This window comes from Bacteroides finegoldii DSM 17565 (assembly GCF_000156195.1).
In the GTDB taxonomy this organism is placed as follows: domain Bacteria; phylum Bacteroidota; class Bacteroidia; order Bacteroidales; family Bacteroidaceae; genus Bacteroides; species Bacteroides finegoldii.
Window position 1 is genome coordinate 138,519 of record NZ_GG688320.1, and the last position, 14,243, is coordinate 152,761.

General features: G+C 41.5%; 12 protein-coding genes and 1 pseudogene. 1 reads left to right on the forward strand and 12 read right to left on the reverse strand.

Features of this window, described 5'->3' with window-relative positions; all coding sequences use genetic code 11:
* Nucleotide 1: 1 nt before the first annotated feature.
* The 9 genes from mads5 to BACFIN_RS13725 form a co-directional block, all read right to left on the reverse strand.
* A complete protein-coding gene (gene mads5 / locus BACFIN_RS13755; RefSeq protein ID WP_007750910.1) occupies nucleotides 2–1,369 on the reverse strand; it encodes a methylation-associated defense system restriction endonuclease subunit S MAD5 in 1,368 nt (455 codons plus the stop codon).
* Nucleotides 1,366–2,547, reverse strand: coding sequence for an HsdM family class I SAM-dependent methyltransferase (locus BACFIN_RS23240; protein WP_081449076.1), 1,182 nt, complete (start codon nucleotides 2,545–2,547; stop codon nucleotides 1,366–1,368). Before BACFIN_RS23240 ends, mads5 begins: the two co-directional genes overlap by 4 nt.
* Entirely contained in the window at nucleotides 2,469–3,404 is a 936-nt protein-coding gene (locus BACFIN_RS23245) for a type I restriction enzyme HsdR N-terminal domain-containing protein (protein ID WP_007750915.1), read from the reverse strand. Before BACFIN_RS23245 ends, BACFIN_RS23240 begins: the two co-directional genes overlap by 79 nt.
* A 71-nt stretch (nucleotides 3,405–3,475) precedes the next feature.
* Nucleotides 3,476–3,769, reverse strand: a complete 294-nt coding sequence (locus tag BACFIN_RS13750) for a helix-turn-helix domain-containing protein (RefSeq protein WP_007750923.1) — start codon at nucleotides 3,767–3,769, stop codon at nucleotides 3,476–3,478.
* A gap of 164 nt (nucleotides 3,770–3,933) precedes the next feature.
* Complete coding sequence (locus BACFIN_RS13745; RefSeq protein ID WP_007750931.1) at nucleotides 3,934–4,209, reverse strand: hypothetical protein; 276 nt, start codon at nucleotides 4,207–4,209, stop codon at nucleotides 3,934–3,936.
* Between the two features lie 76 nt (nucleotides 4,210–4,285).
* Complete coding sequence (locus BACFIN_RS13740; protein WP_007750934.1) at nucleotides 4,286–5,236, reverse strand: HipA domain-containing protein; 951 nt, start codon at nucleotides 5,234–5,236, stop codon at nucleotides 4,286–4,288.
* Nucleotides 5,229–5,567: a HipA N-terminal domain-containing protein gene (locus BACFIN_RS13735; RefSeq protein WP_007750936.1), complete on the reverse strand. Its 339-nt coding sequence runs from the start codon at nucleotides 5,565–5,567 to the stop codon at nucleotides 5,229–5,231. Before BACFIN_RS13735 ends, BACFIN_RS13740 begins: the two co-directional genes overlap by 8 nt.
* Nucleotides 5,564–5,770: a helix-turn-helix transcriptional regulator gene (locus BACFIN_RS13730; protein ID WP_032839427.1), complete on the reverse strand. Its 207-nt coding sequence runs from the start codon at nucleotides 5,768–5,770 to the stop codon at nucleotides 5,564–5,566. Before BACFIN_RS13730 ends, BACFIN_RS13735 begins: the two co-directional genes overlap by 4 nt.
* 719 nt (nucleotides 5,771–6,489) lie before the next feature.
* Nucleotides 6,490–6,993 carry a DUF4251 domain-containing protein gene (locus BACFIN_RS13725; RefSeq protein WP_007750952.1) on the reverse strand — a complete coding sequence of 168 codons (504 nt, stop codon included), beginning with the start codon at nucleotides 6,991–6,993 and terminating at the stop codon, nucleotides 6,490–6,492.
* 433 nt (nucleotides 6,994–7,426) lie between these two features.
* On the opposite strand from BACFIN_RS13725, the pseudogene BACFIN_RS20650 reads away from it, so the two are divergent.
* Nucleotides 7,427–9,087 (forward strand): annotated as a pseudogene (locus BACFIN_RS20650) (IS1182 family transposase).
* A gap of 81 nt (nucleotides 9,088–9,168) precedes the next feature.
* Here the strand turns inward: BACFIN_RS20650 and BACFIN_RS13720 are convergent.
* The 3 genes from BACFIN_RS13720 to BACFIN_RS13710 are packed head-to-tail and all read right to left on the reverse strand — an operon-like array spanning nucleotide 9,169 to nucleotide 14,243.
* On the reverse strand, nucleotides 9,169–9,504 hold the full coding sequence (locus BACFIN_RS13720; RefSeq protein WP_007750958.1) for a hypothetical protein: 336 nt from the start codon (nucleotides 9,502–9,504) through the stop codon (nucleotides 9,169–9,171).
* 30 nt (nucleotides 9,505–9,534) lie between these two features.
* On the reverse strand, nucleotides 9,535–10,944 hold the full coding sequence (locus tag BACFIN_RS13715; RefSeq protein ID WP_007750959.1) for a glycoside hydrolase family 28 protein: 1,410 nt from the start codon (nucleotides 10,942–10,944) through the stop codon (nucleotides 9,535–9,537).
* A gap of 35 nt (nucleotides 10,945–10,979) precedes the next feature.
* Complete coding sequence (locus BACFIN_RS13710) at nucleotides 10,980–14,243, reverse strand: DUF4450 domain-containing protein (protein WP_007750960.1); 3,264 nt, start codon at nucleotides 14,241–14,243, stop codon at nucleotides 10,980–10,982.

A 14,243-nucleotide genomic window follows, 5' to 3' on the forward strand; every position in this document is an offset into this window, starting at 1 on the left:
GCTAATTCTTTTTTGAGGTAGTCCAACTTTCGATTTCTTCTTCAACCATCGAGATGGCTTTGCGTTCATTTTCTTTTGCCAATTCATTACAAGATACATATTGCATGCACAATGCATCTATACGGTTCATAGTCTCATTATCCAGCATTGGAACTGGAACCAATTCAAGATGATGTGCTTCAACTTGAGGAATAACTGAGCCAAAAGCAAATAGATTAATCAGTTTTTTACCTATATCAGAAGACAAAAACGCATATAAATAGCCATTAGGAACTGCTCCATTAAGAACAAGCCTCATAACATGCTGTGATACGGCACATGTGGATAATTGATTATCTACGTATACAATATTACCAATTGTACCACCACAAGTTACTAAAATAGTTCCTTGTTCCGGCATCAATTCAGGCATTCTCTTGACCTGTGGCTTTGATAGCTGCTTATAACTAGATGGAATCGCATTGAGAATATCTGCACCTCCTAAAAAGGTTATTCCGCCTTCTGAGACATATTGTCTCTTAAAGATACCAGGTCTAAAAATTCTTGAGCACAAATCCTTGAGACGCATGAACTCAAACTGTTCGATAATAGAGTCATAAATGCTTCGATTATTACTAGAGTAATAAGTCGCTTCAAATCTTTGATTATGTGCTGCATAAATTTTTCGGATGGAAACAGATTTTAAATTAGCATCTTTGTTATTAAAAGCAGAATGCAGTAATGCATGGGCTTTATCTAATGCATCCGTCGCTTCTTCTCGTAGTCTAGCAGACTCTTGAATCAAGTTGTCTACTTCTTGTTGAAACGCTTCAGGAAGCACAGGAATAGGCAGAGATGCCACAAACGCAGGTTCAATATGTTGAATAACAGCGCCAAAAGTACCTTGTGTCAGCAACGAATAACCGGGTTTTGATGCAAGGTATGCGTAAATATACCCCTGTCTGAGGATGTTATTCGGTACTAACCGAATAACATCCTCAGAAGCGAGCTTCTGAGCATGTTTCGCGTTAGCGAACGCGCAATTGCCAATTGTTCCAGATCTAGTAATCAAAGTCCACCCTTTTTGGAGTGTCATTTCCTCAATATTAGGGGTATACTTCTTGGATGCTAATTTAACATTCTCTAAATCAGCTTGTAATATATCAGAACTACTCAAAAAGGGGATACCATGTTTTCTGTCCTTAACATATACACGTCTAGCTCTACCTCCAATAAAAATACGCTCTGCAGCCTTTCCTATAAGCATAAATGGGTACGGTGAAGCTGCAATGTTCCGCTTCACTGTAACACCATCACTTAGGTGATAGCTTGAGTCAAATCTGAGTCCGCAAGGGTTCATCGACATTCTATGTATGTGACCAATTTTCATTGCTGATGCTCCTCCACAAATTTAGCATAAGCCGCAGCCACTTCGGGCAGATCGTCTGCCAAGTGTTTGATGCGTTCACGACGACTGCGTACGATTTCACGTCCATTATCGGTATAAGCTAACCATTTCTTTTCGTGGGCAAAGAGAATCTCTGCACCGTCTTCGTCCTTCTTGTAGATGGGCACACCACGACGGTCTTTACCTACTTGCTCTACAATAGCCATAAACACATCGTAGTCTTCTTTGTCCAGTGGAATGAGTAGTTCTTCGGCTGTCTTCTTCTGAAGGAAGAGCAACGAAGCCTGTACACCTACCTGCGGCAAGAAGGTTTCAACGGGAAGATCTACGGATGCCAAAAGTTTGAAGTGCCCTAAAATCCATTTGCGTACACTCTCGGTGTTGGGGTTGCCCAAAATACCATCAGGCAACACGATACCCATTTTACCACCAGGCTTCAAGAAGTTATAGCAAGCCTCAATGAAAAGTATTTCAGGAGCATTACTGTTGAGTTTATATCGACGAGCAATCTCCACATCCACTTCCACCTTAGCGCCAAATGGCGGGTTGGTAAAAATCATGTCAAACTTGCCTTGTGCATTGTCCTCAGACGTACCAAACGGGAAGTCCTTATCGTTACTGTGTTTGATGCTCTCATTCACGGCTTCGGCAATAAGGGAGCGGTCGGGCTTATCACCTTGCGGGTAATCCAAAGAGTTGATGTTAAAGATATTGCTATGGCCGTCGCCTGCCATCACCATATTCATGCGAGCAGCCTTCTTCAAGTCGGGATCGAAGTCGAAACCGAAAATCATCTTCTCGGCATAATTACGCACCAGTTCGTCTACTTCGGGGGTGTTTACACGTGCAGCCAAGCGCACCTCGTCCAATTCGGGATAAAGGTTGCGTGTAATCTTATGGCGAACATGGTCGAGCACCGTCACCAAGAAACCGCCCGAACCACAAGCGGGGTCGAGTACACGGGTATTCTGGTCAGGATCGAGCATCTCTACCATGCACTTGATAATGTTACGAGGGGTGAAGAACTGGCCTGCCTCTTGTTTCAAGGTGTTACTTACAATGGTTTCGTAAGCTGTGCCCTTCACATCGACAGTGGCATCGAGGAAAGAATATTTTGCCAGCTCTGCTGCCACAAAAGCAAGGCCACGGTCGGAAAGCATATCTGCTCCGAACCGTCAAACACATCACGGAACACTTGGCTTTCTTTAAGTTCTTCAAAAAGACCTCGAATACGGTCGGCCACAGCCTTGCGACCTTCTTCTGTAAACTGCTCCTTAACACCCACCCAGAAACGACGACGGTAACTGATGCCTTCCTTGGCATCCATGTTACGACGCTTCTCGTCGTAGAGTTTGCAAAAAATAAGGTTCAGCAATTCCCAAAAGGCCGTCTTCTTCATGCCCTCATTGCCATAGATGTAGTCATGACAGCGCTTGAAAGTCTTGATGAGTGACTCATTGGCAGGTTTACGAGGCATGGCACGGTCGCCCTGGGCCTCAAGGTCGGCAAGTGTTTGTCCATTGGCAGGAAAGTCGGAAATATCTTGGGTCTCAGACTGACCAAAATCATCCTCTGTATAGTAACGATAGTGTAAGTCCTCACCATTGGTCCAACAACCAAACTCACAATCGGTGAAAGTAAGAATGTTATCGAGCATGGCATCCACCCCCTTCTTTGCATCGGTAGGTTTCACCTTTGCATCCTTAGCCACCACCACAAAACGAATCAAATTATCTACCACATGAGCCATACCAGCATCAAAGATAGCTAAATCAACCGCTTGAGCCCGACACTTGTCTGAATCAGGCTCTTTGTAAGTCACCCTAAAGTCACGTTCCATGTCTTCAGGAGCAAATCCATATTCTTCAGCCATCATATCAATCATTGACTGAAGCGTGAGTTCTTTATCCGTCGCTTTCACGACCTTATTGGTGAGCGCACAAACCAGCTGATTGTCTTCCAATACCAGCTCGTCTTTTTCTTGTGCGTCATCTACCATAGTTGTCTTTTCTGCCATAATCTACAAAATTACTGTCTTTGTTCCACATAACCATATCCAAGTTAGTCCATCCTCTGATTTGCAAAAGATTAGTCAGGATTGGTATTTATCTCACTTTTCGCAAGATGGAGTGCTCGCTGAGCTACACTGTCTGACTCATCCTTTGTGACATTTATGATTTTATCTGCCGTCCACAAGGAGCGTAGTTCATCCTTATCAATCTTGAGTATCTTCGCCATAGGCGCAATATACTCATCTCGGAAAGGTCGAATACCTCTCTCTATCCTACTATACATCGGTGCATCCACACCAATTGCGTCTGCCATTTGACGCTGCTGTATATTCAGCTCTTCTCGGAGCTGCTTAATACGTGCGAGTAACATGTTTGAGTTTACTATAGACCAATTTATATCGTTAGTACCCTGCAAAGATAATACACAATTGTCAAAATCGGACAAGTATTCTACAAAATCTTCATTCTCAGATTCATTTTCAGAAAACTGAACCTATGTAATGAATACACAGATTCAGTTTCTGTTCATTTAGGCTACTCCATTGATTCCTGAATAATCTGTAGAGTATCTTTCTTATACTCTTTACGGTCATATTCCATACCTCTGCACATCCAACAACTACACGGTGTCCCGGTAGTCTTGTAAACTTGCGCCCATTTCTCTTTAGCCAACTCAAACCAATGAGGATGTTCATAACGACTTCCATCCTCACGGATGATACAATGCCCGTAAGCTGCATAAAGAATCATGCGAGCCTTAAACACACGTGCCATTTGTTGGCGTCTCCAAAATTTGTTTCTTTTGTCCATCGTCTCTTTCTATTAAAGTTAGGATGAACAATGATGTTACTTTTGAAAGACCTAATGTATCCATAATATTGTATATTTATCGTTTTGTAGCATTTGTGGAAAGCCTCGCTATTCGCCCTCTTAACAATTCGAAATACTTTTCCTTTAATTCAACACTTAGAAATGAGTTTTGAATGACAGTCTCAAACTTGGGCAACAGCTTGACATACTTATTTATCAGTCGTTCTACAATCACATTCTCTATGCTCAAAGTGGCTGCTGCCTTGATAAAGTCTTCCTTTTGAAGCTTTTTCTTCCGCCCGTTCAAGGTCAATGCCAGTTCTTCATCATCCTTTGGATTGATGATAACCGCATTCAGCAAATCGTAAGCAGGGGTCAAACGTATTTTATCCGCTGCTTCATACAAAGAGAAGTTTTTCAAGTGCATATCGTTATTTCCTGTCAGCCAAGAAAAAAGCACCAACTCCAAAAAATTGGTAACATCCATTTTGGGCAAAGAAGAATATTTCAAAACCGCCTTGCCGATACGCTCATAACTGCTCTTGTACTTATGCTCTGTCTGTCTTTCCGTCAATTGGCACATATCTTCCATTGCTATTTTCTCTCCGGCAGGAGTCCTGTCGATTCGACGGGTAAGATAGCATAGTGTATCATCTGCCATCCGCATCAGCGTGTGAGGAACTACCTCGATACGTGCCACCTCCGCAAGGTGCATGGTCAAATCCTCCACCTCAGGCATCATTTCATATTGCGAGGTCTGTGGCTTACAGATATAACCACCCCACAGCCCGACAATGGTCAATCGTTTGCTGCCCTCATGCTCATTCAGATGCAAGGACAATTTAGGCTGGACACCAGTCAAAGAGGTTTGGTCTTGAATGATTTGCAGAGCAAGCTGGTCAAGTTGCTCCGTCGTATAATCAAGTACGGGCAACGTTGTTGTTCCAAAGAACTTCTTTATGCAAGCCTGATGCATATCCTTTTCCCCCTTTAGAAGTGGACGATAACAATACAAACAATTACACATAGTTCACCTCCTTTTCTTCCATAGGAACAACACTTACCGCTCCGATACAATCCTTGCAGCAGGTCATGAGCAACGACATCCGGTCAAGAATGCTGATGTCAGTATTCCGCAGTGCAACATCCAGCAGCCATCCTTCAGGTATCAAACCGTCAAAGAACGGAAACAGCACAGGACTTGTGTATGCATCTGCTTGTAAAGGCAATGTCAGGCTGACGGCTCTTGCCGTCTCCAATGATAGATATTCCGGCAAATAATGAAACTCATATCCTGCATCATTTTCTGTCAGAATCCCTGCCGATTGGTCTTTATAAAATATATGGGCTTGTCTCATTGATTATTGGATTTAATAGTAGCAACCATTTCATAATTAAAGAAATCAAGAAGCTGATTCACCTTATCTAGACGCAACGTTTCTTTTCCCTGCTCAAGGTCTCGCACAAAGCGCAATCCCACCCCTGACTTCAAGGAAAGTTCTTCTTGCGTCAGGTTATACTGCTTTCGCAACATCTTGACCGTAGTAGAGAGATTATTCATAAGCATTCAACATTTAAAATCCAAGATTTTACAATAAAGGCAGCACCTCGAAATAAATCAAACAAGTTTGATTCTTCACTCAGCTTACACTCCATTTATACCTTTTCAGGTGCAAAATTAATACAAATATCCCACATTATACCATAAAAGGTATAATTTATTTCATCACAAGCATCATTATATCAGATAAGGTATAATATAGTAAGATTCAAAACCACAAATTAAAGAACACAAGCACTGCTCTACACTTTTTCAAGCGAATAATTCAGTTTCGCTACACTTTTTCAAGCGAATCAAATATTCCATTGCAGCAGACTAATAAAATTCCCACTGCAACCCACAGAAATTCCAAGAAAACCACTACCTTTGTATTCAACAAGCGTTCTGTAACATACCTGCAAAAATGCCCTATCAGTCAACACCTTGTATCTGATAGCGGACATTCCACAAAAGGACTGAAAAGAGGCGGTACAACACGTATATGCAAAGCGATGAAATACAACTATTTGCATTTGTCCCTACATTCTGTGTACTTGTAAAAACAGAGGTTGTACCTATTAAAATGAATAGTCACTGATAATCAGTGATGTAAATATGCTGCATCGCGAATTATCTGGAAATTCACCTTGAATAGCATATTTTTCTTGTCCGTAAAATAACTGGGCTATAGATACAAACATTAATATGAATAGATATTTTCTCATGATAATAATTAAGTGTTACAGAGATTCCGTTTCTTCTCTTCGCATATTTAATTCTCCCCAAAAACTTACACTTTGATAGTGTTGCATAAAAACATTGACAATCGCCCTTCCATCAACATACACAATAATCTTAAAGTTGAATTTGTCTACTTTTGTCCGTGCTGAAAATTTAATATAGACATTCCCTTTCCTATCTATATCCATGGTATATTTTTTGAGGGGTACCTGAAAACGAAGTTCATTTCCTCTGCCGCTATAAGGTATATCAGATTCCTCAATAAAGAAAAGATCGGAAAAGACCGAATCATTTTTAATTGCTATCGAGCTTTCGGGATAATCCAATTCTATGTACTCCCTATACGAAAGTATATAAGTATCCACACCGATCTTATAGTCTCTTGATGTAATGATCTTGTTGACAACTTCTGAGTTATATTCTTTCTTATTTTGAGCAGAAAGAGTAGAAGCCCATACCAACATTACTAAAAGCCATATAAAAATTTGTTCATTTGTTCTCATAATAATTACAAATTAGAATATAGATATTATTTCACTTTTTAATGATATGCTAAGATAGTGCACTTACCCTTGCTTTGCTCACAATCTTCTATCCCACTCTCCAATAAGAACTACTTTTAGAGATTAATAATATTGAATATCTTTTTCAAGGCGATACCCAATTATTAGTAGATAATCGTTTGGCTCATTTTCCAGTTCTGTCTATATCACATAAGATAAGGAGCTGTATTTTTCCATAATATTAGTACGAATAAAAGTTTATCGTTCTTGTTGTTACAAAGGACGACATTTATAAATTTAAATACAAATTTCAAGAGGTTGTGTCAAAACGCTGACACAACCTCTTTTTTTATGCGCAAAGCCCAGACTTTCTCAAGCCCGGGCTTTGTTATTCCCCAAAGTTTTCGTATCTTTAGGTATAAAGTTTTTCGTTATGGCAAAGTTACATTTTCGTCCTTACATTCCCAACCAAACCGTTCTTTTTCCACAAAGAATTGATGAAAACATAGCTGCAAACGACCCGGTCCGCATCGTGAATGCTGTTATAGACAATCTCAATCTTGAGAGTTTCAAGAAGCTTTATAAGGAAACGGGCCGTTGTCCTTATCATTCTAAAATGATGCTTAAGGTGATAATCTACGCCTACATGAATAATATCTATTCTTGCCGTAAAATAGAGAAGCACCTCCTTCGTGACATTCATTATATTTGGCTTGCCGGTAATGAGCATCTGGATTTTATAACGATCAACCGTTTTCGTAACCGTGTAAAGGAGGAAATAAATAATGTATTTACCCAGTTGGTTCTTGTCCTTGCCGATAAAGGTTTCATCAGCCTTGATGTGGAGTATATCGACGGCACCAAGATTGGATCCAAAGCCAACAAATATACTTTTGTCTGGCGCAAGACAGTCGAACGGAACCGTACGAGACTAATGGATAAAATCCGTATTCTCTTGGAGCAGGTGGATGAAGCCATTGCACAGGAGAACTCTATAAAAGACACATCCGTGGAGTTTACTCCCTGCAGGCTCTCTGACATAGTGGATGAACTTAAAGAAGCCCTGGAACGCCAGTCTGCAACAAAGGATAAGGAAGAAAAGAAAGCCCTACGCAAAAAGAAGAAGCAGGTCATGGAACTTGAAGGGTATCGTGACAAGCTGATAGAATACGACAATCACCTTGATACCCTTGGAGAACGTAACTCCTATTCCAAGACCGATCCTGATGCCACATTCATGCGCATGAAAGAAGATGCCATGAAGAACGGGCAGACCAAACCCGGATATAATCTGCAAATAGGTACTGAAAACCAATTCATCACAGACTTCCGTCTGTTTCCCAACCCTACCGATACACTGACCCTCATATCTTTTTTCCACTCTTTCCAGTACCGCTATAACCGTTTACCGAATATCTGTGTGGCAGACTCCGGTTACGGTTCGGAAGAAAATTACCGGTTCATGCAGGGAATGGGATAGAAGCCTTCATCAAGTACAATTACTTCCATAAAGAACAGCGTCCCCGTTATACTCCCAACCCGTTCCATGCCGAAAGTCTCCATTACAATGCCCAAGAGGATTATTACGTTTGTCCTATGGGACAGCACACGAACCGTATAGGAACCAAACGTGACAAGACAGCGAGCGGATACATCACCGAAAGTGCCCGGTATAAAGCAGAAAGATGCGAAGGTTGCCCTTTGCGTGGCAGTTGTTTTAAAGCCCGGGGGAACCGTATTATAGAAGTCAACCACCAATTAAATCAATACAAACGGCAGACACGGGAAAGGTTGCTCTCAGAAGAAGGGATCAAGCATAGAGGCAGGAGGTGTATAGAACCAGAGGCTGTGTTTGGACAAATAAAATACAACATGGCATACAGAAGATTCCGGCATATGGGAGAAGACAAGGTTACAATGGACTTTGCTTTCTTTGCTATAGCCTTTAATATCAAAAAAATGTGTGCTAAACTGATAAAAGAAGGAAAGGGGCTCATTACAGTTGCCAAATATATGTTTATGGGACTATTTATAACCCGATATAATTGGAATATAGCAACTTGTTGCCAAATGCATGAGGAAAAAGCAGCATAGCCAAAAGAAAATATAAAAGAACTGTAAAATATAAAAGAGGTTGTGTCAAAACGCTGACACAACCTCTTTTCACAAGAAAGATCATTCTAAACGTAATGATTTAATAAAATCGGTAATAGATTCACAAGAAACATTCATTTTCTTTTTCAATCTACTACGGCGTATTCGAAAAGAACTTCCTAGAATATGGAACAACTCTGAAATCTGCGCATTACTAAAATCGATACGTAACAAAAGAATGATATGTATATCATCTTCTGAAAGTATAGGATAATAATGCCTCAATTTATAGATAAAACCATCCTGATGAAGATTTATCCAGAATTCTAACTTATTCCAATTACAATCACTTATTGCTGATAAAGATGTAACATAAATTTGTACGTCACAGACAGTCTTCCATTCTTCTTCATTCATAGCTGGATTTTTATCTATTACAATTATGCCCTATTTCACCAATTCACCATTGATATAAAGGTTTTTGAAAGTAACATCTTTCGCCCCTTTAATATCATTTGCTCCTTTGGCTACATTATTAAAATGAGAATCCTCTACACTGATATTATATACATGTTTATCATCCTCCAATCCGATAATAAGCACACCTAATTTACTCTTCTCACAAGTTACATTCTTCAAATGCACATTACGGACAATCGGGTCAAACCCTCTCTTACATTTCTCCCGATTCTCATATTGCAGATTGATGCGAAGTACAGCTTCACGACATTGTCCTACCGTCACATTGCGTACATATACATTTTCTATAAGTCCTCCGCGACAAGTGCTCGTCTTAATACGAATGACACGATCCAGATTCGGGCTATCCATTCGGCAGTCTTCTACAAACAAGTTACGGTAACCACCGGAAATCTCACTGCCAATCACTACTCCTCCATGTCCATTCCTCATCATGCAACCACGTACGATAATGTTCTCACTGGGAATATTCCATTTACGCCCGTCTTCATTACGTCCTGATTTAATGGCAATACAATCATCACCCGTGTCAAATGTACAATTCTCTATCAACACATTCTTACAAGATTCAGGATCACATCCGTCTCCGTTAGGTCCACGATTGAAAACAGTCACTCCGCTAACAATCAAGCTCTCGCAGAAAAGAGGATGAATCACCCAAAACGGAGAATTCAACAAAGTAACACCTTCAATCAAGATGGTGTGGCAGGAATGTAAGTTCAATAGCTGCGGACGCATACCATCTTCCGGTTTCATCAGACGTTTGTAAACGGGAGTCGATGTTTCACCATACATCAACAGACGTTCACGACCTCCATTGCGCTGAGCCACCATGCCTTCTTTCCAGCCATATTTTACCGCTCCACACATCGGCCACCAAGTTTCCATGCTACCTTGTCCATCGATAATACCTTTTCCGGTTATGGCAATATTACTTTCACCGTAAGCATAAATCAAGGGGTGAGCATTATAGCAATCAATTCCTTCCCAACGAGTTAAAACAGCAGGAAAATAAAGGCTTTGATCTGTAGAGAATTTCAAAACAGCTCCCTCTTCGAGATGGAAATTCACATTGCTCTTTAAAGTAATAGGTCCGGTATAAAAAGTGCCTTTAGGAACAATTACTGTGCCACCTCCTGACAGACTGCACTGTAGAATAGCCTGATTAATGGCTTCATGGCAAGGATTAGCCTCATCATCCGTTTTTGCTCCAAAATCAGTTATAAGGAATGTTCGTTTCGGAAAAGAGGTCCGTTTAATCTGTTTTTCGATACGGGCGCTTTCTTTAAATGCTTTATCAAAATCAACAGTATTCGCAGATGTTACCTCTGCCACAAAAAGCAACATCAGTAGTAAATTAATAGTTCTTCTCATCATAATTCTTATCCTTTTATTAATATGTTATTTTTATTTTATTGCAATGTAACTCCCATCAAACCGATAACAACATCGTTTGAAAGTGTTTCCAACGTCAGATGACTTAACTCTTTGGAAGGATTCAAAGGCATGTCCAAAAGTACACCTGCTCCTCCCTCGATGGAACGTCCATAAACACCCTTTATACCTAAGTCCTTTCCCAAGTCATTGCTAACCAAACCCGTCTTAAAATGAATGCGATAAGGACGGGGAGAAACAACAGTGAATGCCTGACCATCAACATAGAAATCTTGCTCAATAGGACACCAGTTATCCGGATTCACTAATTCCAATACATCAGAAGTTCCATCTGTATAGTATACACGAACAATACCATTAGCAATGCGACACTGCATGTGGTTGGTACTGCCTGCCATCATTAAATAGGCATGAGAAGCCCGACCGGAAAGCGGAATACTCAAACTGTCGGGATAATTATCCCACAACGAAGTAAAAGCAATATTGCTTCCTTGAGCCAATGTTCGGAACGGCACACCCAGTTTGGTAGTCAGCATCTCATCACGTACCAAGGCACGCAAACCTGCATCATCAATATCAGCAGTTAATTTCGGATGACACCACTCGCCAATGCCCTGAACAGGAAGTTGCAAAGTGGTATAAGGCGAACGGGGTGTCAGATACTCATTCCGGAAAATATCAGTCACATTCGCATTGAACAAAGAATCCATATTCATCACCCGGCACTCTGACGTATTCACCTGTGAGAAAGGAAGAATGACCGGTGATTTTTCCGATTTTGTAATCTGTACGTTTACAGGCTGCCACCATTCCATCTGTCCTTGTTTCATGCGAACAAAGAATGTATGATGCCCCAAATGATCATTAACCTTACTTCTTATAGACGTATCACTAACATTCGGTTGTATCAGCACTCCCTGCGGATCATATATTTCACCGAATACCGCCCCTAAAATGGATGGAATACGGATCTCCGCTAAAGCCTCCGCCTGTATTTCAGGCAGAACCGGATTCAGTCTGTTTCCTTCCCACACAATTTCGACAATTGATTTTTTGGTAGAAGAAGCAGGAATAACAACCACCGGATAACCGGAAGCAGCTTCCGCAAAGCTCCAGTCAACTTCTTTCCCATTTACTTTCACAGAATGAATCCTTTCTCTTCCGACATTCACTTGTAATGTCAAAGCCAAAGGTGCCTTAAAACGTTGCTCTATCCGGTAAATATCTGTATCTTTCTCCCTGACAAAGTGATAGGTTATGTCAGGCAAAGAAATAGAAGCTTTTGACCATCCTGCGGGAAATCCCGGACGAATCACCATCTTCCCGTTCAATACATCGGGTAAAATGCCATACAATCCTTGTACCAGTAATCGGGAAGCTACCCCTATCGGATCTCCAAAGTCACGATAACACTCTCCACGGGCAGCATCATAAAAGCTGACTTGCCCCAAATTGCCGGGACTGTTACCTAAGTACATACCATCCAGAAATGAACTTTTCATCAATCGATATGCTTCCTCCGGACGTCCTGCCTGGAAATAGGCCAAAGCTGTATGCATTACCTCTGCGAAAGCCACATTATTGATACTCCAGGAATAAGGTAACCAATTGGTAGTGGCAATCGTTGCATACCCCTCTTCCAGTCCATCGGCATACACGGGAATATGTGGTATTTCCGTATCAACATACCGTGTAGCCTGATAAGCTTGAAAAGGATCAGCAACGTCGCTATCGAGTGCATGGTATATAGTCCATAATCCCGGACTTTCGTGAAGCCGGCGATGTCCCATAAAATCCTGATATTCCGCCCAACAACCTTTGCTCTGCATCCAAAGACGCTTATTCATCGCTTTCAATATTTGCTTGGCTTCGTTCTGATAAGGTGAAGGATCTTCGCCTATCAAAGAAGCAAGAAAAGCAGCCATTTTATTGGCACGGTAGTTATAAGCCGACGAATGGGTGACTGCGCCACTGTTGTAGTAAAGCGCATCACTTGCCCAAATACAAGCGTATGCATCATATAAACCATCATTGTCCGGATCATAATTTAATTTTTCCCAAGCTAGATGGCGGGTAATCACAAACCACATTTTGCGGACATACGCAGTATCTCCCGTCCAGTTGAAGTGCCATAACAATTCATCCATGTAACAAAGATTCATGTCATAGTGGTGCATCTGATTGTTACGTCCAGGATTCCGGCAAATATACCCATTACTATATTGAGGAGTTCCCCAACGTTTTTCCGAACGCGCCAGATTCATTGTAGAATCTTGTGCCGGATGAGGTATTGTATTCGGGACATCAGTCACCTGACTGGCTGCATAAGCATCAAAATGAGTCCGTGCCCGGTCATGCCAACCTAAGGCATCACCAGTATATCCGGCCCTCCATCCACTTAACGGCATACGCCAGCCAATAGCACCGTGCAACCAAACCTGTCCGCCCCAAATTCCATCGGCAGCTGCGACCAATGCACCACCCAACGTGTTCAAATAAGGGTCCGGCGTTTCTATCTTCAAATGAGAAGCCAACGCCAAAGAGGCTGCCTCCGCTTGTTGATAGAGTTTACGGACATTATAGCCTTCGGGAACCTCCCCACGTACCAAGTATACTTCTTTCTGCAAAGCAAGTTCACCTGTGACAAGGTCAGTCGCTTCGGCAGGAAGTTCGAAGCAATCAGCCGGATCTACCCCCATATCTCCATTACGACTCAAACGTTTTCCGGTAGCTCCCCCATGTTGCCAACGAAGTATAGCTCCTTTAGGCATATTCGAAGGAGAAAAACGCCAAATAGCTCCATCCATATCGGCTAATGCCAATACAGAAATACGCAGTTCTCCTTTTCCCCAAGACGGGTCTGTCAAATAATAGGTACGTTTTCCAGCCGAATAACGGGATTCACAATGCCCGGTGCAGTCAAGCGCCAATTCTGTTCCGTCACGAAGAATGACTTTGAAACTTATATTTCCTCCGCGTCCGTTATTATAAAAAGCAAAAACCGGTCGGTCACTTGTTTCTACCCGAAAGGGACTGTGACTACCGTACAAAGCACGGGTATACCGATTCTTACCATTGACACAAACAAACTCATCACCATCGGGACGATATTGCAACGTCCTTTTTGTACCTCGCAGATGTTCATTCAAGGAGATGGATTCTTTAAAGTCACCGATCTGCTTTGCCTCTCTTTGAGCATTTAATGGCATCGCCGACAACATCAAGAGGCAACAAACAGTCAGCTTTCCTTTTAAAATAAGATTCAGATGAAAATAACTCAT